This is a genomic window from Marivivens aquimaris, from assembly GCF_015220045.1.
GTDB lineage: Bacteria > Pseudomonadota > Alphaproteobacteria > Rhodobacterales > Rhodobacteraceae > Marivivens > Marivivens aquimaris.
In genome coordinates this window covers 462,502-487,628 of record NZ_JADBGB010000001.1, presented here as the reverse complement: position 1 = coordinate 487,628, position 25,127 = coordinate 462,502, and the positions used below count along the sequence as shown (strand labels likewise).

Genomic DNA, 25,127 nt, shown 5'->3' with positions numbered 1-25,127 from the left:
CAGGTTCGGACCACGTCGGCGGAGTTCATGCGGAACCCGCGCTCGTTAGGTGTGCAGTATCAGCACTTTCCACTGGGGCCGCAGCCCGCTTGGGGTGGAAGGTATGACTTGGCTTGATGAGAATTCGCATGTTCGCAGCATTCGTGCGGGCGCTGCGGATCTGAACGGACAGGCGCGCGGTAAACGCGTTCCGGTCCGATTTGCCCGTAAAATTGAAAAAGACGGGATGCGTTTCCCGCTCTCCGTACTGAACCTCGATATCTGGGGCGAGGACGTTGAGGACTCGCCGCTGGTGTTCGAAGTCGGTGATCCCGATGGCGTTCTCCGCCCGACCGAGCGCGGCTATGTGCCGATGCCTTGGCTGGCGACGCCGTCGGCGCTCCTGCCGATGTGGATGTACACTGAAGAGGGCGCGCCATTCGATGGTGACCCGCGTCACGCGCTCGCCCGCGTTGTCGACCGCTTCAAGGCGCGCGGCTGGACTCCTGTCGTTGCGTTCGAGATGGAGTTCTATCTCATCGACGACTCCGGCAAGGAAATCCAACAGCCGAAGAGCCCGCGTTCAGGCAAGCGCCGCCCCGGTGCGGAAATCCTGTCGCTACGTGCGCTGGATGCATTCGATAACTTCTTCAACGATCTCTACGACGCCTGCGAGGCGATGGATATCGAGACCGAAGCGGCAACGTCCGAAGTCGGCCTCGGCCAGTTCGAGATGAACCTCGTTCATGTCGAAGACGCGCTCAAGGCTGCGGACGACGCTTACCTGTTCAAAATGCTGGTGCGCGGCCTCGCCCGAAAGCACGGCATGGCGGCGTCCTTCATGGCAAAGCCTTACGAGGACTACGCGGGCAACGGCCTGCACGTCCATTTCTCGATCCTCGACAAAGACGGCAAGAACATCTTTGCCGACGGCTCGTTTGAAGGCACCGAAGAATTGCGCCAAGCCATCGCGGGCTGCCTTCGCGGTATTCCCGACCTCGCGCTGTGCTTCGCGCCGCACGACAACAGCTACGAGCGCCTCGTTCCCGAAAGCCACGCACCTACGGGTATTTGCTGGGCCTATGAGAACCGCACCGCGTCGATCCGCGTTCCGGGTGGCAGCCTTGCCGCGCGCCGCATCGAACACCGCGTCGCGGGCGGCGATGTGAACCCGTATCTGTTCCTCGCGGCCGTGCTGGGTTCGGCGCTTACGGGCATTGAAGACCAGATGACCCCGCCCCCGCCGATCAGCGGCAATGCCTACGAACAGGAGATGGCGCAGATTCCTGACACGTGGGAACTGGCAATCGACCGTTTCGAGCATAGTTTCCTCGCTGAACGGATCTTCCCGCGTCTCTTGATCGATAACCTTGTTATGACTAAGCGGCAGGAACTGCTCTACCTCGACGAACTGTCGGACGAGGAAAAACTCGAACTCTATCTTGATACGGTCTGACCTCCATCGGGCCGCCCATTGGTGACACATGAAAATCGGCATTCTGCAGACCGGCCACGCACCGGATGCGCTCATCGCTGAAACCGGAGACTACGACACCTTTTTCCAAAAGCTGCTGGCGAACGAAGGTTTCGAATACGAGACTTGGAACGTGGTGGACCTCGATTTTCCGGACGGTCCGCACGCCGCCGACGGCTTTATCCTGACCGGCTCGCGCCACGGCGCTTACGAAGACCTGCCGTTCATCAAGCCGCTCGAGCAGTTCATCCGCGACACCTACGCGGCCAAGGTGCCGATGGTCGGCATCTGCTTTGGCCACCAGATCATCGCGCAAGCGATGGGCGGCACCGTGGTCAAGCACCCGCACGGCTGGTCTGTCGGTCGCCAGACCTACAAATTCGGCGACGAAGACATCGTCATGAACGCATGGCATCAGGACCAGATTTCGGTCCTTCCGGACACCGCGCAGGTTTGCGGCACCTCCGATTTTTGCGAATACGCCGCACTTGTTTACGGCAATGACATTTTCACGGTCCAAGCCCACCCCGAATTCGAAGGCAGCTTTGTCAAACAGCTTGCCGAAACACGTGGACGCGGCGTTGTGCCGGACCAATTATTGGACGAGGCGGTCGCTCAGGTTGGCGAACCCGTCCACAAGGATTTGATGGCCCGCAGGATCGGTGCCTTCTTCAAAGAAAGGAACCACGCATCATGAGCGATTGGACCGAGAACCTCCCCGAAGCAGCCCGCGAATTCCTTAACGATCGCCGCCTCGACGAAGTCGAGTGCATCATTGCCGACATGCCTGGTATTGCCCGCGGCAAGGCCGTGCCCGCCAGCAAGTTCGGCAAGCAGGAATACTTCCACCTGCCCGACAGCATCTTCTACCAGACCATCACCGGTGAATGGGGCGATGCGGCTGGCGACGAAGGATTTATCGAGCGCGACATGATCCTGCGCCCCGACATGTCCACCGCGACCGCTGCGCCGTGGACGGGTGACTGGACGCTTCAGGTGATCCACGACGCCTACGACCGCAAGGGCAAGCCGATCCCCTATGCGCCGCGCAACGTGCTGGCCCGCGTGGTTGACCTCTATCACAAGCAAGGCTGGGAGCCCGTCGTCGCGCCCGAGATGGAATTCTTCCTCGTGGCCCGCAACCTCGATCCCGCGAAGAACATCGAACCGATGATGGGCCGCTCGGGCCGCCCCGCTGCAGCGCGTCAGGCATACTCGATGACGGCGGTCGACGAATTCGGCCCCGTGATCGACGACATCTACGACTTTGCCGAAGCCCAAGGCTTTGAGATCGACGGCATCACGCAGGAAGGCGGCGCTGGCCAGCTGGAGATCAACCTACGCCACGGCGATCCGGTGAAGCTGGCTGACGAAGTGTTCTTCTTCAAGCGCCTGATCCGCGAAGCTGCCCTGCGCCACAACTGTTTTGCCACTTTCATGGCCAAGCCGATTGCCGATGAGCCGGGTAGCGCGATGCACATCCACCATTCGGTGCTCGACAGCGAAACCGGCCAGAACATTTTCTCCGGCCCCGCTGGCGGTGAAACGGACGCGTTCTTCCACTTCATCGGTGGCCTGCAAACGCACCTGCCCTCGGCCATCGCGGTGCTTGCACCTTACGTGAACAGCTATCGTCGCTATGTGCGCGACCACGCTGCGCCGATCAACCTCGCTTGGGGACGTGACAACCGCACGACCGGCATCCGCGTTCCGCTGTCGGGCCCTGCTGCGCGCCGCGTTGAAAACCGCCTCGCGGGTATGGATTGTAACCCCTACCTCGGCATCGCGGCATCGCTCGCCTGCGGCTACCTTGGCCTGATGGAAGAAAAACGGGCGGGCCCGTCGTTCAAGGGCGACGCTTACGAAGGCGACGAGGATATCCCGCGCGACATCGGCGCGGCGCTCGACATCTTCGACGAAGCAACCAAACTGCACGAAATTCTGGGGCCAGAATTCGCGCGCGTCTATTCGATCGTGAAGCGCTCCGAGTACGAAGAATTCCTTCAGGTCATCAGCCCGTGGGAACGCGAACACCTTCTGCTGAACGTCTGATGCCAAAGCCGCCGCGCCGCCCGACCAAGATCGTCAAACCCGTTGGCCTGTCGAGCGGGATGAAGAGCCACGGCGGTCAGGCGCGCAAGGCAGCGGGCTTCAAATCGATGAAAGGCGCGGCTTCGCTGGATGGCGTGGTTGCCCATCGCCCCGATGCGAAAACGGATGACGCAAAGCAGGTGAAAGCCCAGCAGTTCACCGTCAAACCGGAAGCGAGCGAATGACCAATCCGCTTTACGCCAACGACGCCATCGCGACGTTCCCGCCGTCCTACTATGCGGCGACCGCCACGCCTGCGCCGGAGCGCTCTTCGCTGAAAGGGATGCGCAAGACGGACGTTGCCATCGTTGGCGCGGGTTTCACCGGCCTCTGGGCAGCGCTGGAGCTGGCACGGCGCGGGTTTGATGTGACCGTGATCGAAGCACACCGCGCGGGCTGGGGCGCGTCCGGCCGCAACGGCGGACAGGTCGGCAGCGACTTTAATCAGGGCCAGCGTTGGCTGGAAAAGCGCGTCGGGTTCGACAATGCCAAGGCGCTCTGGGCGATGAGCCAAGAAGCGGCGTTCATGGTCCGCGATTTTTGCGCTGAACATGCGCCCGAGGCAGGGTTTAAACCCGGGATCGTGCATGGCGACAGCTCCGGCGATCTGACCGAGTTCCAAGAGGACGTCGCCCACCTCGATAAGCACTACCCGACCCACGGTATGTCCGTCCTGTCGACCGGCGAAGTGCGCGCCATCGTCCGCACCGAAAATTACCGGAGCGGCACGCTCGACATGAACGCGGGCCATGTGCATCCGCTGCGCTACGTGCTGGCGCTCGCGCGTGAGGCCGAGAAAGCCGGCGCGACGATCTTTGAACGGACCGAGGCGCTGCGCATCGACACCGGCCCGCGCGCTGTGATCCACACACCGAACGGCCAGCTGACTGCGGATCACGTGATCCTTGCGGGCAACGGCTACATTCGCGGCCTCAACACGCCGTCCGACGCCCGAACCTTGCCCGTGAACAGCTTCATCGGCGCGACCGAGCCGCTGGGCGACGAAGCGCTCGACGTCCTCGCCCGCGATGTGGCCGTGTTCGATTCCTCGTGGGTGGTGAACTACTTCCGCCTGTCGGACGACAAACGTCTCCTTTTCGGCGGCCGCGCTAATTTCTCGCGCAAGTTTCCCAAGAACATGGATCAAGCGCTGCACAAGCGGATGACCGACATGTTCCCGCAACTCGCGGCAAAGCGCTTCGATTATACGTGGGGCGGCACGCTGGGCATCACCCGCTCCCGCCTGCCCTATGCGAACCGCGTGGCACCGAACATTCTCTCGGTCGGCGGCTACTCGGGTCACGGCGTTGCACTCGCGGGCCTCGCTGGCAAAGTGATGGCCGAGGCTGTCGCGGGTCAGGCCGAACGCTTCGACACGCTGGCCAAGCTGCCCGTTGCGCCACTTCCGCTCGGTCCGTTCGGGCAAGGTCCGCTCCTTGCGCTGGCAATGTTCACCTTCGACCTGCGCGACCGGATCGGCCGTTAACCGCGAACACATTCAAACCTTCGTAGAAATGTTACCAACCCTGTGTTAGCTTTTCCGAAATGAGTTTTCGGGAATTCTGAATATGACACTTCCGCCGAACGTTTACGACGCAGAACCCATCCCCGCGGCCGCACTCGAAGAAGTGCAGCGCATCCTGTCGAGCGGCGACCTCTTCCGTTACACGAACGAAGGTTCTCCCGTGCAGTTGCTGGAGCAGGAGTTCGCGGAGTTCCTCGGTGCCAAATACGCGCTCGCGGTCGCGTCCTGCTCTGCCGCGCTGTTCCTGTCGATGAAGGCGCTCGGCCTGCCCCGCGACAGCCGCGTTATGATCCCCGCCTTCACCTTTGCCGCTGTGCCGTCGTCGATCGTTCACGCCGACTGCGTGCCTGTGCTGTGCGAGTGCGCCGACAACTACCGCATCGACCTCGACGATTTCCACGCCAAGCTGCCGACAGTTCAGGCGGTCATCATCAGCCATATGCGCGGGCACACCTCCGACATGGACGCGATCATGGCGGCTTGTGACGCTGCCGGCATTCCTGTCATCGAAGACGCCGCCCACTCCCTTGGCACAACATGGAACGGTAAGAACATCGGCACCATCGGCAAGATCGGCTGCTTCAGCTTCCAGAGCTACAAGCTGCTGAACGCGGGCGAAGGTGGCATCATGGTTACTGACGATCCCGATCTGATCGCTCGCGCCGTCATCATGTCCGGCGCCTACGAGCATAACTGGAAGAAAAACATGGGTCTGCAGGAGGCGTTCGAGCGCTGGCAGAACCAGCTTCCGCTCTACAACACCCGCCTGAACAACCTGTCCGCCGCGCTCGTGCGTGCCCAGATCCCCGAGATCCCGCGCCGTGTCGTCGACGGCCGCCGCAACCACGATCACGTTGCGCGCCGTCTAAACCAGTCACCGTGGATGAAGGTGCCCGACAAGCTGCCGGGCGAAGTGCGTGCTCCGGACTCGATCCAGTTCAATCTGGTCGGCATGGATGATGCGACGATCAAGGCGTTTTCTGATGCGTCGGCTGCGCGCGGCATCAAGGTGCAGGTCTTCGGATCGAGCCGCGACAACGCCCGCGCGTTCTGGAACTGGCAGTTTCTCGACGGCCAAGGCGATCTGCCGATGACCCGCGATATGCTGATGAAGGCTTGTGACGTGCGCCTGCCCGCTCGCCTGACGCTGGATGAATGCGACCTCGTGGCCCAGACGCTGATTGATGCGGCCGACGAGGTGACCTCGGTCGAGGCGGCCTACGGTACCTGAGTAACCGTCAGCTGACCTTCGAGCCAAGGGTGCGCGGCAATCGCCGGTCCTTGAACCATTTCGGACAATAACGTGCGGAGCCTGCCGGCAATTTCGGCAGGCTTTTCATTGAGCTGCCCACGGCGGGCCAGCAGCGTAATCTGGCGGGACAACGGCGCGAGGGGCAGCGGCCCCACGTCGATCTGATCGCTGAACCGACGGGCACGGAGAAGCGCCAGCGGCGTCAGGATCGTCCAGCCTGCCCCGCTCGCCACCATCGCCATCGTCGCATGATAACTGTCCAGTTCGAAACGGTGCGTTTCGGTGACGTTGTGCCGCGCAAGGTGTGTCGCGATCACCTGCCCCATGTGGTGCCGCGTCGTGTAGCGGATCATCGGTAGGCCCTTGAGGTCGGCCAGCGCATCGCCGGAATGCAGCATTCCTTTGGGCGCGGCGATGACGAACGGCTCCTCCATCAGCAGGTGCTGCTCCATCCCCTCGGACGGCAGGCCAACATCGGCGGCGACGATCACATCCAGCGCACGCTGTTCGAGCATATCGTGCAGACGATGCGACGGACCCGTTTCCAGCAGGAACTGGCAGTTGCTCCAGCTTTGCGCCATGTCCGCCAAAAGGCGCGGCGTGACGTCTGTCTCAAAGTCCTCGATCATCCCGACCCGCAGCCGCATCAGGCCGTATTCTGCGGTCGCAAGCTCCTGCTTGGCCTGATCGGCTTCATTCAGGATCGTATGCGCACGCCGCAGGAACATCTCGCCCGCTTGGGTGAGCGTGATGGGTCGTTCGTTGCGGTTCAGAAGAGTGGCGCCGATCGCAGTCTCGAGGTTGCTGAGCTGCTGGCTGACGGTCGCAGCCGACGACCCGAGCCGCCGCGCTGCTGCCGAGATGGATGCTTCGTCCGCAGTTGCGACGAAGACTTCGACGCCCCAAAGGGTGATACGACCGGCTGAAGCAACCATGGTTTCGTCCCGATGCGGCGCCCGAAAGGCTTATTTGCCCATCTTCAAAAGCTGGGCCTGAAGTTCGGCGAGCTGTTTCTTGATCTGATCGAGATCGGACGGCGCTTCGCCCGTTTCCATCTCGGGACCGGACGAGCCGTTCATCATTCCGCCGGTCATCGCCTTGAAGAATGCCGCTTGCTGCGCCTGCAGCGCCTCGAAGCCCGGAACCTTGGTCATCGGGTTCGTCATCGACATGTTTTCCATCATCTTCGATTGGCTCTCGCGGAGCATTTCGAACGACGCGGCGAGGAACTGCGGCACGATGGTCGAGGCGGAGCTGGTGTAGCTACGGACCAGATCGGTCAGCACATCTACGGGCAGCACGCTTTCGCCGCGGCTTTCGTGTTCTGCAATGATTTGAAGAAGATACTGGCGGGTCAGATCATCGCCGGACTTGAGGTCGACGATCTGCACCTCACGCCCGTCACGGATGAACGTCGCAATGTCTTCGAGCGTAACGTAGTCGCTGGTTTCGGTGTTGTACAAACGACGGCTTGCGTAACGCTTGATAAGCAGCGGCTTTTCTGTGTCGACCACGGAACCCTCCCAACGTGTGCGGCAATGCAGAAAGCGTAGGGGGGAATTTCTTAAAAGGAAAGCAAAAGAAAAAGGCGAGCTGTGAACAGCTCGCCTTCTTGGGCCCGACCACAAGGGAGGAGGAAAGGTCGGGAGACCCGATTAGGCAGTTGCGGCTGCCTTCTTGGTGGTAGCAGCAGCCTGAGTGCTGGCCTTCTTGGCAGCAGCAGTCATTTCGGCCTGAGCTTTTTGTGCAGCGTTGGTCATGTCTTCCGACACCGACTTGCCAGCAGCCATCATCAGTTCGAGAGTTTCGGTCTGAACTTTCTTGGCGATTTCGGCGAATTCAGCCATGTGCTCGGCAGCCGATTCAGCCGAAGCCGAAGCGAAATCGGTCATCGACTTGGCGTAGTCCGACGGATCTTCCTTAACCGCGGTGACATCAGCCATCTTGGTCAGGGTCTCGTGGGTCCACTTGGCCGAAAGTTCGGTCGACTTGTGAGCAGCCTCGATAGCGACAGCCGACATCTTTTCAGCAAGAGCGGTCTGGCTCTTGATGGCAGCTTCCATCGACTTGGTGTCCATCGGGAAAGCACCCATCATGTCTTTGAAGTAGGCGGTGAAATCGTTGGTCATGTCTCTACCCTTTAAACTAGGTGTTCTGCGGCGGTGGCCGCGTTCATCATCTTGTCTAAGAGTATGGTTGCTGCGCTGCAGCATTTCAAGGATTTTTCTGCGGTGCAGCAATTAATTTTCTGCACCGCAGTCATTACAAGGGCTTAGAGCATACGTTCTAAAGCTCGGGGTGTTCCCTAACGTAAGTGCCGGGTGCATCACCAAGCGTTTCGCGGCCCGAATCGCCGGGATGACGGGCGTCGATCATCTTGCCGGACTTGGACGCCAGCCACTCTCCCCAGCGGGGCCACCATGTGCCAGAGTGCTTCTCGGCACCGGCTTTCCAGTCCTCTGGCGACAAGGACAGGTCGTCGTTCGTCCAGTGTCCGTATTTGCCTTTGGAGGGAGGATTCACGATGCCTGCGATATGGCCGCTTTCGGAGAGGATGAACGTCTTGTCCTTCGATCCCATCTGCTGGACGCCCTGATAGGAGGCCTTCCACGCGGCGATGTGGTCGGTGTCACAAGCGATGGCGCAGAGCGGCACATCGACCTCGGCGAGCTTCACCAGATGGTCGGCAACCTCGAACCCTTCGCGGGCGAACTGGTTTTTCTGGCAAAGACCACGCAGGTACTCGACCGCCATCTTGGCGGGCAGGTTCGTGCCGTCACCGTTCCAGAACAAGAGGTCGAACGCGGGCGGCGCCTCGCCCATCATGTAGCTCTTGATCGCAGGGCCATAGATCAGATCGCGGGACCGCAGATAGCTGAAGGTCCGCGACATGTAGAAGCTTTCGAGCACGCCTTTTGCCATCGACTCTTCTTCGATGCCGTCCACGAAATCGTCGGTGAGGAACACGCCGAACTCGCCCTGATCCTCGAAATCGGTGAGCGTGGTAAAGAACGTCGCCGAGTTGACCGACTTGTCCTTCTCCTGCTTCATCAGCGCCAGCGTCAGCGACAGCGTGGTACCCGCGATACAATAGCCAATGGTGTTGATCTTTTTGACGCCGCAGATGTCCTTCACCTGATCAATCGCGGTGAGGTAACCGTCCTGCACGTAGTCCGACATGCCGGTATCGCGGTAGCTCGCATCGGGATTCTTCCACGACACCACAAAGAGCGTGAAGCCCTGATCCACGATCCATTTGACCAGCGAGTTTTTGGGTTTGAGGTCAAGGATATAGAAACGGTTGATCCACGGCGGGAAGATCAGCAGCGGCGTGGTGTGCACCTGCTCTGTCGTCGGGCTGTACTGGATCAGTTCGAAAAGGTGGTTCTGGAACACGACCTTGCCTTCGGACGCGCCTATGTTCTCGCCGACTTGGAATGCGGTGCCATCAGCCAGCGATACGACCAACTCGCCGTTGTTGGCTTCCAGATCGCGCACGAGGTTCTCAAGACCGTCCACAAGGCTCTGCCCTTCCGTCTCCAGCGCCTTTTGCAGCGCGTCGGGGTTGGTCGGCAGGAAGTTGGTCGGACACATCATGTCCACGATCTGCGCGCTGAAATAGCGAAGGCGCTGACGTTCGACCTCATCCAGCCCGTCAATTTCGTCCACGGCGGTCGTGATCGCCTGTGCCTGTATCTGATACTGCTGCTTGATGAAGTTGAAATAGGGGTGCGATTTCCATAGCGGGTTCGAAAACCGGCGATCTTCCGGAAGACAATCCAGCGGCGCTTCGAACGTGCCTTTGGCAAAGGCTTGCTGCGCTTCGATATAGTGATGCAGCGCCTTGCCCCAATAGGACACCTGCTGCTCGAAAACCTTGGCCGGATCTTTCACAGCATCGGCCCAATAGTTCACAGCGGCTTTGAAATAGAGCTCCTGCCCCGGTCCTTGCAACGCCTGCGGCACGTGTCTTTTAGTCGCAAACGCTTTTCCGATGCGCGCCGTAAGCTCTTCAATTCGCGCCATATTCGCTTCGAGCTTCGCGAGTTCAGCCTTGCCAACACCGTCTTCGGTCAAATCATCAGTTGTCACGGGCTACTCCTCACCTTACTTTTGCACATGCAGCATGTGACTTCCGTCATGAGTGAATGCTGCGCTTGAGCCCCCGTGCGACATGGAGACGTCAACATGAAGTATATGTACACCTACGACTTTATGGAAAGCGTGCGAAACACAAATCAATGGCTTGGTGCATCTGCGCGCGCATTTGCCGCCTACCCTGCGATGGCAATGACCGCCAATCCGCTTGTGGAATGGCTCGGCGCATGGGGCGAAGTCACCGAACGTTCGTTCGAACGCATGGTCGCCAAACCCGACTGGGGCATCCCCTCGATTTCCAGCAACGATGACCACCGCGACCACCTCGTCACGGTCGAAACCATCGTCAGCCGCCCGTTCGGCGATCTCATCCACTTCAAGGTCCATAACCGCAAACCGAAAAAGCGCCGCGTACTGCTGGTCGCCCCGATGTCGGGCCACTATGCTACGCTGCTGCGCAAAACGGTGATCAGTCTGCTGCCCGATTGTGAAGTCTACATCACAGACTGGCACAATGCCCGCGACATTCCCGTCAGCGAAGGCAAGTTCGACGTAGAAGATTACACCCTCTACCTCGTCGACTTCATGAAACAACTCGGGAGCGACATCCACGTCATCGCAGTGTGCCAGCCCGCACCTCTGACGCTCGCCGCAACCGCATACCTTGCAGAGCTTGATCCGGCAGCACAGCCGCGCTCGCTGACGCTCATCGGCGGCCCGATCGACCCCGAAGCGAACCACACCGAAGTCACCGACTTCGGCCGCTCGGTCACCATGGGCCAGCTCGAACAGACCATGATCCAGCGCGTCGGCATGAAATACCGCGGCGTTGGCCGCAAGGTCTATCCGGGTCTGCTGCAGCTGACGTCGTTCATCTCGATGAATGCGGCCACCCACGCCAAAGCGTTCCAGGACCAGATCTTCCGCGTCGCCAAAGGCGAGGCCAGCGACCACGACAAGCACAACGTCTTCTACGACGAATACCTCGCTGTGATGGACATGACCGCCGAATTCTACCTCTCGACTGTCGAGCGCGTCTTCAAAGGCCGCGAGATCGCCCAGAACGAATTCACCGTCAACGGCCACACCATCGACATCGGTAAGATCACCACCGTCGCGGTCAAAACCGTCGAGGGCGAAAAAGACGACATCTCGGCGCCTGGCCAGTGTAAAGCTGCGCTCGACCTCCTCACCGGCCTGCCGGAAGAGAAGAAAGCTTGGCACGTCGAGCCCGGCGCCGGTCACTATGGCATCTTTGCAGGCGGCAGCTGGCGCAACAACATCCGCCCGCTCGTACTCAATTTCATCGACGCGAACTCGGAACCGGCGGCCCGCCCGAAACCGTCTGTCGTTGCGGTGTGACCCCAGCTTCACGCTGACAAAAATACCTCGGGGTGAATGGCGCAAAGCGCCAGAGGGGCAGAGCCCCTCCCCCGCCCTTCACACTCTCCGAACGCCGCTCACGATGGCAGGCGCCTGCCTGATCAGCGTATCGTCGGTCAGCGCGTGAACCATGAACTTCGCGAAATCCACCCGCCGCGTGATGTTCGCAGCAAGTACCGGATCGCCGACGTGTTCTGCCCAGACGGGCAACCCTTCACTCGGCCCCTCCTCAAGGTTCGAGCCGCGAACAACCGTCCAGTCACGGTCCGAGGCAAAGATCATATCCGTCGCCCTCACCTGGTCATCAAGGTCGGCAGCACGCAGCCATTTGGCGACCCTTCCGAACACCGCAACGATCATTTTCAGTTTCATCGAATAGACGTCCTGCCCGTCGCGGCTGATGTGCCAACCGCAGGAAAACACCAGCCGCGCATCCGGCTCCGCGTTCTCCAGCACCGCCCGCGCCGTTCCCGACGCATAGTCATTCACGCCCCAAGGCACGAGCACCGTCAGCACGCCGTCGCATCCCTTTACCGCTTCCGCGACAACCTCAGCATCGTCCGTCCGCGCCGGAAATACCGTGATGCGATCCGCGATATCGGCCAGCTTGCCCACACTCTCGGGTCGACAAACACCGTGCACCTCATACCCGCGATCCAGCGCCTCCTGCGCCATGTAGCGGCCGAGTTTTCCCGAAATTCCAATAATACAAACACGCTTCATATCCACGTTCCTCACACTGACCGCTGACCGCAGCTGACAAGCCAAAGTGCAAACCCGACCTCGGCAAAGCTCACCAGCGCAAGCAGCACACCTGTCACCAGTGCCAGCCCGCCCGCACCAGGCCAGACAAACGCGCTCAGGCTGTCGCAGAGATACCCCGCAGAGCCCGCAATCATCAGGTAACCGAGGACACGCGGAAACCGCCGCGAGTGCGCGACCAACCAGCCCAGCATTACGAGGTGCAGCGTAAAGAAAACCTGCCAAACCCAAACGCCCGCGTCGTGCACATAAAGGAGCGCAGCCACCACCTCGGCCCGGACCTCATCGGCCAAACCGGGGGCCAAGCTCCCCTCTGCCACACCCAGCGCCGCGACGCTGAAAAACAGCATCGCTGCCATCACGCCGACCATGCACAGCCGTGCGAGTGATGCTGCAAAAGACAGCGTGGCGCTCACCGGTTTGAACATGAAATACAGCATTGCCGTGCACATGATTTCAGCCAGTAGAATGGCCACTTCCCCGCCCATCCCCGCGAGGAACAGCCCTCGCCGTTCGATTAGGTTTGTCATCGTTGCACCAGCATCGCTTGCGACCTGCAATTGCGACGGCACCCAGAGGATCGCGAACCCGCCAAACACCGCGATCAAAAGGTAGAACACGCCCGTCAGCCGCGCATAGGGCGTGGACAAAGGATCAGAAAGAACAGCCATCTCGGCCTCCGTTTTCAGGCAAACCTCCTCCGTTGCCCGCCGACATAGCGGCTCGCTCAAAGCATCGGTTCACTGGTTGAGGTGCCGAACATTCTCGGCTCTGCGGAGGTTATACCCACACCTCAATCTCAATAAAATTGACTGAATTTGCCTGAGTGATATACGAATTTGCATGGATTGGAGATCGATCAACTTCGACTGGAACCGCGCCCGCGCTTTCCTCGTCACCGCAGAGGAAGGCTCGCTGTCCGCCGCCGCCCGCGCCCTCGGCCTGACCCAACCCACCCTCGGCAGACAAGTCGACGCGCTCGAGCAGGAACTCGGCGTGATGCTCTTCGAACGCATTGGTCGCGGCCTGCGCCTGACGCCTGCGGGACATGAACTCATGGACGCGGCCCGCCAGATGGGCGAAGCTGCCAGCCGCCTCTCGCTCTCCGCCGTCAGCCAGAACGAAGCGATGGAGGGCGAGGTCCTCATCGCCTGCTCGGATGTCTACGGCGCCCTGATCATGCCGCGGATCGTAGCTCAGCTCCGCGCCGCCGAGCCTCGCATCACTATCCGTCTCGTTGTCTCGAACTCCGCCTCGGACCTCCTCCGCCGCGAAGCCGACATCGCCCTGCGCAACTTCCGTCCCGAAGAGCCAAACCTCGTTGCCCGCAAACTCCGCGACACCTGCGCCCGCCTCTACGCAACGCCGGATTACCTGCGCTCGATCGGTAATCCCGAAACCCAAGCCGACCTCTCTCGCGCCAGCTTCATCGCTCCCGATGATCCGGCCATGATCGCGCGTTCCCTCGCCAGTTTCGGCTTCGACCTGACCGAAGCGAATTTCCCCATCATCGCCGACAACTTCCTCGTCATGTGGGAACACGTCAAACAGGGGCTTGGCATCGGCTTCATCGACGAACAGATCGGCAATGCAGAGCCCAAAGTCACCGAAGCCCTTCCCGCCATGCGCCCCATCAGCTATCCGATCTGGCTGGTCGCGCACCGCGAGATCTACCAGAACCGCCGCCTACGCTTCGTCTACGACTTCCTGGCCGAGGCGCTCCGCCAACCGCTTCATTCTGACGAAAATACCTCGGGGTGAATGGCCGCAGGCCAGAGGGGCAGCGCCCCTCCCGCGACCGCCCAACCCGATAGCCCTTGCCCAGAACGGTCCTTTCGGACCACAACTCCGTCTATGCGCTACCTTTCGGTCATCCTGTCACTGGTTTTCATCGGGCTCGTCTCGCTGGGGGCAGCCCTCGTGGCGCATCAATATTTCCAAGGTCAGGAGCTTGAGAAAGCCCGCGGCCGCCTGTCGCTCTACCGCGCGTCGGTGAATGCCGAACTTGACCGGTTTTCCCACCTGACCCACATTCTCGCCAAGGACCCATTTGTCGTCAGCAGCCTCCTCAACGGCAACACGACCATCGTCGATAGCCGGTTCGAGGACTTCGCCGATCAATCGGGCCTTGATGCGATCTACCTGATCAATCCGCAGGGCCTAACCATCGCCGCGTCGAACCACGCCCTACCGTCGAGCTTCATCGGCGAGGACTATTCGTTCCGCCCCTACTTTCAGGACGCGCTCGCGGGCAAACAGGGCCGGTTCTACGCCATCGGCGCGACGACCGGCCAGCCGGGGTATTTCATTGCCGATCCGGTCCTTGCCACAGGGGGCCGCGTACTTGGCGTGGTCGTGATCAAGATCAACTTTGGCGCGCTTGAGGAAAGCTGGCGCAGTTCTGGCGAGACGGTTTTCATGGCCAATGAGGACGGTGTCATCCTGCTCGCCTCCAACCGCGACTACCTCTACCGCACGACCGAACCGCTCAGCGCATCGCAGCGGAATGTGATCCTGTTTTCCCGTCAGTTCCCTAATCAGCAGCTGGAGCCGCTCGGCTGGTCACTCTCGGACAACACGGCAAAACTTTCGGGGCGCGATTGGCTGCATCTCAGCGCCAACGCGGCGCCGCATAACTGGCAAATTCACTACTTCATGGCGGATGAACGCTCCTCTGCCCTCGCGTGGCTGACGGCTGCGGCTGTAGTGATCATCCTCGGCTCGATCCTGATTGCCTTCCAGATTCAGCGCACGCGGCGCATCGGGACGGCACTGAGGCGTTCCGAGGAAGAGGAGGCCAAGCTCCGCCTCGCAAACGAACGCCTCGCGCAGGAGATCGTTGATCGCAGAACGGCAGAGCGACGTTTGAGCCGTACCCAGAGCGAACTGGAGCGCGCCAGCCGTTTGGCCGCGCTGGGTCGCCTCGCGGCCTCTGTCACCCACGAACTTGGCCAGCCCATCGCCGCGATGCGCAACCATGTTGCTGCAGCAGAGCTTGGGCCAAGCGGGCCGAACCGCCTCACAGCCAGTATCGGCGGTCTGATCGACCGGATGGAAGGCATCACGCGGCAACTCAAATTCTTCGCCCGCTCCGACACCGATGATTTCGCGGAATTCGACCTCGTTGCCGCGATGGATGCGTCGCTTTCCTTGGTCGCGCCGAATATCGACAGCACAGGCACGGCGATCACCTTCGACCGCCCCGATGGTCCCGTCCTGATCCGCGGCAGCAAACTGCACGTCGAGCAGGTCATCACCAACGTGTTGCGCAACGCTATCGATGCGGTTGAGGATACCGACGAGCCGACCGTTATCATCCGCATCGGCAGCGACCCGACCCCTTGGTTCGAGGTGCAGGACAACGGGCACGGCCTTGGTGACGCGACCCTCGCAGACCTTCAGGAGCCGTTCGTAACCACCCGCGAAAGCGGGCGCGGCATGGGCCTCGGCCTCGCGATTTCCTCCAGCATCGTCAAAGATCACGAAGGCACCATGCAGGCGTCGAATATCGAAGACGGCGGCGCGCTTTTCCGTGTGACCTTCCCAGCCCCGACTGCGAACGAACGAGGTGACGCATGATCTCCGGCCATCCCTTCCGCATCATCGTGGTGGACGACGACAAAGCCATGCGCCTGTCGCTGGTCGAGCTGCTGGAGGCCGCAGACTGGGAGGTCAGCGCCTTGGCTCGCGCCGAGAAAACTCAAGAGCTGGCGGCGGGCTTCTTGCCCGATGTCATCCTGTCGGACGTCCGCATGCCGGGGATGACGGGGACCGAACTGCTGGCCTCGCTCGACAAATCCACCTCGCCGCCTGTGGTTCTGATCTCTGCTCACGGCGACATCCCGATGGCGGTCAATGCGATGCAGAGCGGCGCTTACAGTTTTGTCGAAAAGCCCTACGAGCCGCGCCGCTTGCTGACCATTCTGCGCCACGCGGCAGAGCAGAACAGGATGCAGAAGACCAACGAGCGCTTGCAAGCGCGGCTGATCCAGCTTTCGGGTCTTGACCGCCTGCTCCTCGGACAGACTGTGGCCGTGCGAAACCTGCGCGCCGACATCATCGACTTTGCCACGCTCGACACGCCGATCATGGTGCAGGGCGAAACGGGCACGGGCAAGGAGCTTGTGGCCCGCGCGCTCCACGACCTTGGCCCCGATCCTGCCGCGCCATTCCTTGCGCTGAACTGCGCGGCGCTGTCGCCAGACACTTTTGAAGTCGAGATGTTCGGCAAATATGGCGAAAGCGACGGTCGTTTGCTGGCGGCGTCGGGTGGCACGCTGTTCCTTGATGAGATTTGCTCCGCGCCTCTGGCCGTGCAAGCCAAGCTGCTTCGGATTATCGAGGATAAACAGGTGCTCCCCATCGGCAGCACCGAACCCGTTCCGGTCAATCTGCGGTTCCTGTCGGCCACGAACGAGGACGTCGAGCAGGCGGTGAGCGATGGGCGGCTGCGGCAGGACCTTCTGTTCCGCCTGAACACCGTTGTGCTCACCATCCCCGCCCTTCGGAACCGCCGCGACGATGTCATGCTGCTGGCCGCGCACTTCCTTGATGAATTCGCGAGCGTCTACGAGATCGACCGCCAAGTCCTATCGAACGAGGACACCGCCGCCCTGCTGGCCCACGATTGGCCCGGTAATGTGCGGGAACTGCGCAACGTCTGCGAGAGGCGCATCCTGCTGGCACGGCGCGGGAGCGGCTCCATCGCTGAGGCGCTGCGCACCGACCAACTGGACGATGTGCCCGAAACCCTGCGCGAAGCGGTCGCCGCATTCGAACGCGAGCTGATCGGCAAAGCCATCAAAGCCCACAAGGGGCGGATGGACGCCGCGGCAGAGGCGCTCGGTATCGGCAGGCGTACTCTCAACGAGAAAATCGTGAAGCTCGGCCTAAACAAGGGCGAGCTTCTGTAGCTCTGCGGAAATCCGCAGGGCAGCGTCCGATCAATGGGCGAAATCCCTCATAGGGTGATCACGAAAAAAAGAGCAGACTACTCCCGAGGAAACAAAAATCTCTGGGAGGAGATCATGAACAAATTTCTGACCCGCGGTGCCATCGCGGCGCTCGCCGTTGCTTTCGCGTCCGAAGGCATGGCCACCGAATGGAATGTCTCGCTCTGGGGTAAGCGCCGCGCGTTCACCGAACACGTCGAGAAACTGGCCGAACTCGTTTCGGAAAAAACCGGCGGCGAGTTCACCATGAACATCTCCTACGGCGGTCTGTCAAAGAACACCGAGAACCTCGACGGCATCGAAATCGGTGCGTTCGAGATGGCGCAGTTCTGCGCGGGCTACCACCCCGACAAAAACCCGTCGATCACCGTAATGGAACTGCCGTTCCTCGGCATTTCGTCGCTTGAGCAAGAGCGCGATATCTCGATGGCCGTCTACGAGCACCCTGCGGTTGCTGCCGACCTTGCACGTTGGAACGCCAAGCTGCTCATGCCCTCGCCCCTGCCGCAGTACAACCTTGCAGGCGTCGGTGATGTCCCGTCGAGCATCGCGGACTTCGACGGCCTGACCGTTCGTGCCACGGGCGGTATCGGTGCGGCTCTGGCCGCTGTCGGCGCTGTTCCGACCTCCATGTCGGCGACCGAAGTGCGTCAGGCCATGGACAGCGGCGTGATCCGCGCGGCTTCCTTCGCGCCGCACGCCCACATGTCGTTCGGTACGATCGAGAACGCGACGTGGTGGACCAGCAACCTCAACCCTGGCGCGGTGAACTGCCCCGTGATCGTGAATATCGACGCCTATGAGGCACTGACCGACGACGAGCGCGCGGCGCTTGACGGTTCGGTCGAAGAGGCACTCGATTACTACATCGAGTATTATGAGAACGAGACCATGGCCAAGTGGTGGCCGCTGCTCGAAGAAAAGGGCATCGAACAGGTTTCCTTCTCCGATGACGAGATCGCGGCGTTCCGCGAAGCTGCTGCCGGACCGGCTGCCGACGCATGGATCGAAGAGAACAACGCACGCGGTCTGCCTGCGCAGGAACTCTACGACCTCGTTTCGGGAATGGTAGCCGAAGGGCAGTAACCCACTCACGAACGCAGCTTTCCCCGTGCCGCCATTCGCGGCGCGGGGTTCAGCCTATGGAAAGGACCGCGCCATGGCCGGATCTGCTTCGGTTCTGGAAGACGACAGCACACTCAGCCGTCTGGACCGGAACTTCTACAAACTCGAAAAACTGCTCGCGCTCGTTAGTGGCCTAACCGTGTTCGGCCTGATGCTGCTAGCGGTGTTTTCGGTCTCGTCGCGTAATTTCTTCAACGACCCGCTACCCGGATATGTGGACTGGATCCAACAGGCGATGCCGCTGATCGCTTTCATGGGCATCTCGTTCACGCAGCGCGATGGCGGCCACATCCGCATGGATATGCTGGTCGGCAGGCTCTCGGGCCGCCCGCTATTTATCGCCGAGTGGATCACCACGTTTGCGATCCTTGTCCTCATGGTGCTGCTGGTCTGGGGCTCCTACGCGCACTTCCAGCGCAGCTTTGACATGTCGATGCCGCTCTGGAGCCGTGACAGTACGATGGACATCGGCCTGCCAATCTGGCCTGCCAAACTGCTCGCGCCTGTCGCGTTTTCGGTGCTGTGCGTGCGGCTCGTGCTGCAACTCGTGTCCTACACCAAGGCGATCATCACGGGCGAAACCGAGCCGGTGGCCGTGCCGCTGCCGGTCGATGTCGCAACCCAAGCTGCACAAGAGGCCGAACAGGTCTCTGGTCACGACTAAGGAGACCGGACATGGAAAGTATTGAAATCGGTCTCGTCGTTTCTGCCGGACTTCTGGTCATGGTCGTCCTCGGGATGCGTGTCGCCTTCGCGGCGGGCCTCGCAGGTCTGACCGGACTGATCTGGATTTTCTGGGCGAAGAAAGGCTACGACCCCGCGCAGTTCATGTGGGCCTTGGAGGTCGCCGTGAAAACCGGCGGTCAGGTGCCGCACTCGAAGGTCGCGAGCCAAGCGCTCAGCCTCATCCCGACGTTCATCCTCATCGGCTACCTCGCCTACTACGCGGGCCTGACTAAGGCGCTATTTACCGCCGCGAAACGCTGGATCGCGTGGGTGCCGGGCGGCATGGCGGTGGCAACGGTCTTTGCGACCGCAGGCTTTGCCGCTGTATCCGGCGCGTCCATCGCGACCTCCGCCGTTTTTGCCCGCATCGCGATCCCCGAAATGCTGGAGGTCGGCTACAACAAACGCTTCGCGGCAGGCGTCGTGGCGGCAGGCGGCACGCTGGCATCGCTGATCCCGCCCTCCGCAATCCTTGTGATCTACGCCATCATCGTGGAGCAGGACGTGGGCAAGCTGCTGCTGGCCGGCTTCATCCCTGGTGTCTTCTCGGCCATCGTCTATGCGCTGCTGATCATCGGCATGGCCATGACGATCAAAGGCTTCGGCCCCTCGGTTGGCGGCTTTACGTGGAAGGAGCGCTTTGCCGCCCTGCCTCCCGCCGCGCCGATCCTGATCGTCGTCCTGACCATCGTGCTTTTCGTCTACAACCCCTTCGGCGGAGAGGCTTGGGGCACCCCGACCGAAGGCGGCGCGATCGGTGCGTTCGTGGTGTTCCTCATGGCGCTCTACAACGGCATGCGCTGGGGTGAGTTCAAAGGCGCGCTGCTGGAGACCGCAAAGCTCGCGGTGATGATCTTCACTATCATCTGGGGCGTGCTGATCTACGTGCGCTTCCTCGGCTTCGCCGACCTGCCGGGCGCGTTTTCGGACTGGCTGACCTCGCTGGAAATGTCCCCGATGCTGATCCTTGTCTGCATCCTGTTGGCCTACGCGGTGCTGGGCATGTTCATGGACGCCATCGGCATGATGCTCCTGACCCTGCCCGTCGTTTATCCCGCCGTGATGGCGCTGAACGGCGGAGAGATGGTATCCGCAGCGGACAGCACCTTTGGCATGTCGGGTCCGATGTGCGCGATCTGGTTCGGCATCCTCGTGGTGAAAATGGCGGAGTTCTGTCTGATTACCCCGCCCATTGGCCTGAACTGCTTCGTCGTGGCCGGTGTGCGAGATGACCTTTCCGTGCAGGACGTGTTCCGCGGCGTGACGCCTTTCTTCGTCGCGGACGGCATCACTATCGCCTTGCTCGTCGCCTTCCCGTCGATTGTGCTCTGGCTGCCCAGCTTGGCCTGACGGTAAGGTAAATTGCGCAAAACCTGCGCGGGACATTGAACTGCGACGCCGGAGTGGTCTAATGGGCGGCATGAGCAACGAGACCCCGGAAGGCGACCGCATCGCCAAAGTTCTGTCCCGCGCAGGCGTCGCCTCGCGCCGCGAAGCCGAACGCATGATTGCGGAAGGCCGCGTGAAGGTGAATGGCAAGGTCATCGAGAGTCCCGCTCTCAACGTGACCGACAAAGACCGCGTGATGATCGATGACGTGCCGATGGCTGCTGCGGAACCCGCGCGCCTTTGGCTGTATCACAAGCCCTCCGGTCTCGTGACCACCGAACGCGATGAAAAAGATCGCCCGACGGTCTTCTCGGCTCTGCCCGAAGACATGCCGCGCGTGATGAGCATTGGCCGCCTCGACCTCAATTCCGAAGGCCTGCTGCTGCTCACCAACGATGGCGAGTTGAAGCGTCGTCTTGAACTACCGTCGACAGGCTGGCTCCGCCGCTACCGCGTCCGCGTCAAGGGCGAGGCGAGCAAGCTGGACCTCGACCGTCTGCGCGCGGGTATCGACGTCGAAGGCGTCAAATATCAGCCGATGCAGGTGCAATTCGACCGTCAGCAGGGCGCGAATGCGTGGCTGACCATTTCGATCCGTGAAGGTAAGAACCGCGAAATTCGCCGCGCGATGGAAGCCATCGGCGCCGTGGTGAACCGCCTGATCCGCGTCTCCTACGGCCCGTTCCAGATCGGCAACCTCAAGGCTGGCGAGGTCGAAGAGATCAAGCGCCGCGTCCTGCGTGACCAGCTTGGCCTCGACGGCGATATGCAGCCCCTCGAAGAGCCCAAGAAAAAGCCCGTCCGCACCCGCCGCAACGAAGACGCCCACCCCAAGGGCCGGATCGCTGGCGGCCGAACTGTCGGCGGCAAATCGTCGGCGAAGTCCGGCGGGAAGCCAACTGGCGGTAAGACTTTCGGCACCAAACCGACTGACGGACGCCCCGCAGGCGGTAAGACTTTCGGCAACAAGCCGACTGACGGCAAGCCCAGTGGTGGCAAGACCTTCGGCAGCAAGGCACCGGACCGCAAACTTTTCGCGTCGCGCGATGATGCGGGCCCTTCCAAAGGTCCACGCAAGTTCACGCCGAAAAAGCCTCGGTAAGACTTGCCAGACGATCCAGTGCGGCCCATCCTGATTATAGCGATGGGCGCGCGCAGGCAGCATTTCCATGCCTTTGCCTTGTTTGGCGGTGCCAAGCGCTTACATGCGGTTTGACACTTTATAACGAGGGACCGGATGCCTGATCCCGTTCGCCATATTGCTTACGGCCTGCTTATTTTTCTGCTCTTCGGCACCGTCGTCGGTGTCGTCGGAGGCATGTGATGGCGCAGCGTTATGGCGGCAAATACAGCCCCGACCCGCAATCCCGCGATACCGTCAGTCCATTTGAAAACCGCAAGGTCGATCCTGCTGGCGCACGCTCCAATGTGATGTTCGTGCCTGCGGGCTTGCTCGCGTTCTTTTCGGTCAAAGGCGGTGCAACTGCACTGGCATTCGGGCTGCCTGCTGCTGCCATTTTGGGCCTTGGCGCGTGGTTGCTCCGCGACGGCCTGCGCGCCGAAGCGGCCTATAACGCCCGCGCCATCGCGAAACGCCCTGCTCTGCCGCGCAAGATCCTTGCCGGTGTTCTGACAGGCGTCGGCATCGCAGGCGCGGCGCTGAGCCACGGCTCCCCTTCGGTGGCTGCGGCGATCTTTGGAATTGCGGGGACTGCCCTGCACCTTGCCGCGTTCGGGATCGATCCGCTGAAGGACAAGCGCACCGAAGGCGTGGATGATTTCCAAGCCAGCCGCGTAAGCCGCGTCGTGGATGAAGCCGAAATATATCTCGCAGATATGCGCAATTCGATCGAAACGCTGGGCGACCGCCGCCTCGACGGGCGGGTGGCTGCGTTCCAGCTTGAAGCGCAGCGGATGATCGACACCGTGCAAAGCGATCCGCGCGATCTGACGGGCGCGCGCAAGTACCTCGGCGTCTATCTGATGGGTGCCCGCGATGCGTCGCTGAAATTTGCCGAACACTACGGCAAGACCCATGACGAGAATTCACGCGCCGAATACGAGGCGCTACTCTCGGACCTGCAAACCAATTTTTCTGCCATGACCGGCAAGCTGCGCGAGAACAACCGCCTCGACATGGATATTGAGATCAAGGTCTTGCGCGACCGATTACAACGCGAGGGCGTCAGGCCCGATTAACAGGAGAATACGATGTCCGAGAACGTCCGCGCAAAGGCCGAAGCCACCTTGGCCGAAGTGCAAAAAGTGACAGCCGCCGTCCTGCCTGAGCCCAATGCCGTCACCGTCTCGCTTGATCAGGCGGACCAGCCGACGAGTGATGAAATCTCGCGCCGAATGGCCGAAATCGACATCACCGACACCAACTCCATCGTGCGGTTCGGTAGCCGCGCGCAGGCCGAGCTTCAGCAGATTTCCCAAGCCATGCTGAGCGGCGTCAAAAATCAGGAAGTCGGCCCCGCAGGCAATTCGCTGCGCGAAATCGTGGCCACCATCCGCGGATTTTCGGTCAGCGAACTCGACCCCAATCGCAAGCCATCGTTCTGGGAACGCCTCATGGGCAAGGCCAAGCCGATGGCCAAGTTCGTCGCGAAATACGAAGAAGTGCAGGCCCAGATCGACCGCATCACGGATGATCTGCTCCGTCATGAGCACGAGCTGATCAAGGACATCGAAAGCCTCGACCAGCTATATATCAAGACGCTCGAATTCTACGACGAACTGGCGCTCTACATCGCGGCAGGCGAAGCGAAACTGGCCGAACTGGACAGCACTATCATCCCCGCCAAGGACGCCGAAGTGCAGGCCGCATCAGAAGAAAACGGTGTGATGGTGGCGCAGGAGCTTCGCGATCTGCGTGCGGCCCGCGATGACCTCGAACGCCGTGTGCATGACCTGAAACTGACCCGTCAGGTGACGATGCAGTCGCTGCCGTCGATCCGTCTTGCGCAAGAGAACGACAAGTCCCTTGTGACCAAGATCAACTCGACGCTCGTCAACACCGTGCCGCTTTGGGAAACCCAACTGGCGCAGGCTGTGACCATCCAGCGGTCCGCCGAAGCCGCCAGCGCCGTGCGCGAGGCGACTGACCTGACGAACGAACTGCTGACCTCGAACGCCAAAAAACTCCAGCAGGCGAACGCGACCATCCGCACCGAGATGGAGCGCGGCGTCTTCGATATCGAAGCGGTGAAACTGGCCAACGCGACGCTGATCGCGACCATCGACGAGAGCCTCAGCATTGCCGACGAAGGCAAGCGGAAACGTGCCGCCGCTGAGGCAGATTTGCAAAAGATGGAACTCGAATTGAAATCGGCACTAGCATCCGCGAAGTCGAAGGCCGATGGTAGCAGGGCAAACGTAGGAACTTCGACGGGCGCCTGATGAATAGAACCACCGGACTCGCAGCAGTACTTCTCACCACACTGCTATCGAGCTGTACGAACCTGTCCCCCGACAGCGTGGCCGTACCGCGTGCCGCCGTGGCACGGAGTCCGGAGGTCACCGCCCCCGCTCAGCCAGTGTCGATCAGCACCCGCCCCGCGTCGACCGCCAGCAGCCAGCTGGCGACCTACTACCGCCGTCTGCAAAACGATCTGGTAAACCAGCATCTGATGCGCACGGACGGCGGCAGCGTGGACACGCCGTTCACCGATACGCAGCTGGCGACCGGCTTCATCGACGTGGCGCTCCACGACGAGTACACCAGCGACGGCACCACCCTGCGGGCCGAGGCGACAGCAGCCTCGCTCCGCCGCTGGGAAAACCCGATCCGCATGGCGGTCGAATTCGGCGCCAATGTCGCGACGGAAGACCAGTACACCGACTACGCCATGGTGAACGATTACACCCGCCGCCTGTCATCCCTGTCGGGCGTGCCGATCACCATGACCAATAGCCGCCCGAATTTCCACGTCCTGTTCCTTGATGAGGACGACCGCAAAGGCGCTGCGGATCGCATCCGCGAACTGATTCCGGGTATTGAACAGTCCTCGCTCGATTACGCGCTGAACCTGCCGCGCGAACAGCTTTGCCTCGTCATCAGCACGTTCAAGCCGGACGGCGTCACCTACAACAAGGCCCTCGCCATCATCCGCGCGGAACACCCGACGCTGATGAAGCAGGCCTGCGTTCACGAAGAGCTCGCCCAAGGCATGGGGCTCACGAATGATAGTCCGCGTGCCCGTCCGTCTATTTTTAACGACGATGAAGAGTTCGCGTTACTAACAGGATACGATGAAATGCTACTTCGGATACTGTACGATTCACGCCTGAGGGTTGGCATGACCGCCGACGAGGCAGGCCCGATCGTCCGCCGGATAGCGAGTGAGCTTACTGGTAACGCGACCTGAG

At 61.2% G+C, this 25,127-nt stretch carries 23 protein-coding genes; 17 read left to right on the top strand and 6 right to left on the bottom strand.

Features of this window, described 5'->3' with window-relative positions:
- Positions 1-103: 103 nt before the first annotated feature.
- The 6 genes from IF204_RS02415 to IF204_RS02390 all read left to right on the top strand — a co-directional run bounded on the left by IF204_RS02415 (position 104) and on the right by IF204_RS02390 (position 6,300).
- Positions 104-1,435, top strand: coding sequence for a glutamine synthetase family protein (locus IF204_RS02415; protein ID WP_194094373.1), 1,332 nt, complete (start codon positions 104-106; stop codon positions 1,433-1,435).
- A 28-nt stretch (positions 1,436-1,463) separates the two neighbouring features.
- The gene (locus tag IF204_RS02410; RefSeq protein WP_194094371.1) at positions 1,464-2,150 is read left to right on the top strand and encodes a type 1 glutamine amidotransferase; all 687 of its coding nucleotides are present in this window, start codon (positions 1,464-1,466) and stop codon (positions 2,148-2,150) included.
- A complete protein-coding gene (locus tag IF204_RS02405; RefSeq protein WP_194094369.1) occupies positions 2,147-3,505 on the top strand; it encodes a glutamine synthetase family protein in 1,359 nt (452 codons plus the stop codon). Before IF204_RS02410 ends, IF204_RS02405 begins: the two co-directional genes overlap by 4 nt.
- The gene (locus IF204_RS02400; protein WP_194094367.1) at positions 3,505-3,729 is read left to right on the top strand and encodes a hypothetical protein; all 225 of its coding nucleotides are present in this window, start codon (positions 3,505-3,507) and stop codon (positions 3,727-3,729) included. The genes IF204_RS02405 and IF204_RS02400 overlap by 1 nt, the downstream gene beginning before the upstream one ends.
- Positions 3,726-5,030, top strand: coding sequence for an NAD(P)/FAD-dependent oxidoreductase (locus IF204_RS02395; RefSeq protein WP_194094365.1), 1,305 nt, complete (start codon positions 3,726-3,728; stop codon positions 5,028-5,030). The genes IF204_RS02400 and IF204_RS02395 overlap by 4 nt, the downstream gene beginning before the upstream one ends.
- A gap of 82 nt (positions 5,031-5,112) precedes the next feature.
- The gene (locus tag IF204_RS02390; RefSeq protein WP_194094363.1) at positions 5,113-6,300 is read left to right on the top strand and encodes a DegT/DnrJ/EryC1/StrS family aminotransferase; all 1,188 of its coding nucleotides are present in this window, start codon (positions 5,113-5,115) and stop codon (positions 6,298-6,300) included.
- On the opposite strand, the gene IF204_RS02385 is transcribed toward IF204_RS02390, so the two are convergent.
- The 4 genes from IF204_RS02385 to phaC all read right to left on the bottom strand — a co-directional run bounded on the left by IF204_RS02385 (position 6,288) and on the right by phaC (position 10,413).
- Positions 6,288-7,256, bottom strand: coding sequence for a LysR family transcriptional regulator (locus tag IF204_RS02385; RefSeq protein WP_194094362.1), 969 nt, complete (start codon positions 7,254-7,256; stop codon positions 6,288-6,290). The genes IF204_RS02390 and IF204_RS02385 overlap by 13 nt on opposite strands.
- Before the next feature lie 30 nt (positions 7,257-7,286).
- Complete coding sequence (phaR, locus tag IF204_RS02380) at positions 7,287-7,835, bottom strand: polyhydroxyalkanoate synthesis repressor PhaR (RefSeq protein WP_167637789.1); 549 nt, start codon at positions 7,833-7,835, stop codon at positions 7,287-7,289.
- 141 nt (positions 7,836-7,976) lie between these two features.
- Complete coding sequence (locus tag IF204_RS02375; protein WP_167637788.1) at positions 7,977-8,450, bottom strand: phasin family protein; 474 nt, start codon at positions 8,448-8,450, stop codon at positions 7,977-7,979.
- Positions 8,451-8,607: 157 nt separating this feature from the next.
- Positions 8,608-10,413 carry a class I poly(R)-hydroxyalkanoic acid synthase gene (gene phaC / locus IF204_RS02370; RefSeq protein ID WP_407658882.1) on the bottom strand — a complete coding sequence of 602 codons (1,806 nt, stop codon included), beginning with the start codon at positions 10,411-10,413 and terminating at the stop codon, positions 8,608-8,610.
- Positions 10,414-10,509: 96 nt separating this feature from the next.
- Here phaC and phaZ point away from each other — a divergent pair, with 96 nt between their 5' ends.
- Positions 10,510-11,781: a polyhydroxyalkanoate depolymerase gene (phaZ, locus tag IF204_RS02365; RefSeq protein ID WP_194094361.1), complete on the top strand. Its 1,272-nt coding sequence runs from the start codon at positions 10,510-10,512 to the stop codon at positions 11,779-11,781.
- 78 nt (positions 11,782-11,859) lie between these two features.
- On the opposite strand, the gene IF204_RS02360 is transcribed toward phaZ, so the two are convergent.
- Together IF204_RS02360 and IF204_RS02355 are read right to left on the bottom strand one after the other, a co-directional pair.
- Positions 11,860-12,525 carry an NAD(P)-dependent oxidoreductase gene (locus IF204_RS02360; RefSeq protein WP_194094360.1) on the bottom strand — a complete coding sequence of 222 codons (666 nt, stop codon included), beginning with the start codon at positions 12,523-12,525 and terminating at the stop codon, positions 11,860-11,862.
- 11 nt (positions 12,526-12,536) lie between these two features.
- Positions 12,537-13,235 (bottom strand): DUF4386 domain-containing protein, encoded by a 699-nt coding sequence (locus IF204_RS02355; protein ID WP_194094359.1) that lies wholly within the window; start codon positions 13,233-13,235, stop codon positions 12,537-12,539.
- Between the two features lie 172 nt (positions 13,236-13,407).
- Here IF204_RS02355 and IF204_RS02350 point away from each other — a divergent pair, with 172 nt between their 5' ends.
- From IF204_RS02350 to IF204_RS02305, 10 genes are all read left to right on the top strand, one after another.
- Entirely contained in the window at positions 13,408-14,325 is a 918-nt protein-coding gene (locus tag IF204_RS02350) for a LysR family transcriptional regulator (RefSeq protein WP_194094358.1), read from the top strand.
- A 93-nt stretch (positions 14,326-14,418) separates the two neighbouring features.
- Entirely contained in the window at positions 14,419-16,143 is a 1,725-nt protein-coding gene (locus tag IF204_RS02345) for a sensor histidine kinase (protein ID WP_194094357.1), read from the top strand.
- The gene (locus tag IF204_RS02340; RefSeq protein ID WP_194094356.1) at positions 16,140-17,477 is read left to right on the top strand and encodes a sigma-54-dependent transcriptional regulator; all 1,338 of its coding nucleotides are present in this window, start codon (positions 16,140-16,142) and stop codon (positions 17,475-17,477) included. Before IF204_RS02345 ends, IF204_RS02340 begins: the two co-directional genes overlap by 4 nt.
- 114 nt (positions 17,478-17,591) lie before the next feature.
- On the top strand, positions 17,592-18,602 hold the full coding sequence (gene dctP, locus IF204_RS02335; protein WP_194094355.1) for a TRAP transporter substrate-binding protein DctP: 1,011 nt from the start codon (positions 17,592-17,594) through the stop codon (positions 18,600-18,602).
- 73 nt (positions 18,603-18,675) lie between these two features.
- Positions 18,676-19,305, top strand: coding sequence for a TRAP transporter small permease subunit (locus IF204_RS02330; protein ID WP_194094353.1), 630 nt, complete (start codon positions 18,676-18,678; stop codon positions 19,303-19,305).
- A gap of 11 nt (positions 19,306-19,316) precedes the next feature.
- Positions 19,317-20,717 carry a TRAP transporter large permease gene (locus IF204_RS02325; RefSeq protein WP_194094351.1) on the top strand — a complete coding sequence of 467 codons (1,401 nt, stop codon included), beginning with the start codon at positions 19,317-19,319 and terminating at the stop codon, positions 20,715-20,717.
- 61 nt (positions 20,718-20,778) lie between these two features.
- A complete protein-coding gene (locus tag IF204_RS02320) occupies positions 20,779-21,858 on the top strand; it encodes a pseudouridine synthase (protein ID WP_456085614.1) in 1,080 nt (359 codons plus the stop codon).
- Between the two features lie 221 nt (positions 21,859-22,079).
- Positions 22,080-22,955: a 5-bromo-4-chloroindolyl phosphate hydrolysis family protein gene (locus IF204_RS02315; RefSeq protein WP_194094349.1), complete on the top strand. Its 876-nt coding sequence runs from the start codon at positions 22,080-22,082 to the stop codon at positions 22,953-22,955.
- Between the two features lie 12 nt (positions 22,956-22,967).
- Entirely contained in the window at positions 22,968-24,158 is a 1,191-nt protein-coding gene (locus tag IF204_RS02310; RefSeq protein WP_194094347.1) for a toxic anion resistance protein, read from the top strand.
- Positions 24,158-25,126, top strand: a complete 969-nt coding sequence (locus IF204_RS02305) for a DUF2927 domain-containing protein (RefSeq protein ID WP_194094345.1) — start codon at positions 24,158-24,160, stop codon at positions 25,124-25,126. Before IF204_RS02310 ends, IF204_RS02305 begins: the two co-directional genes overlap by 1 nt.
- Position 25,127: the final 1 nt, after the last annotated feature.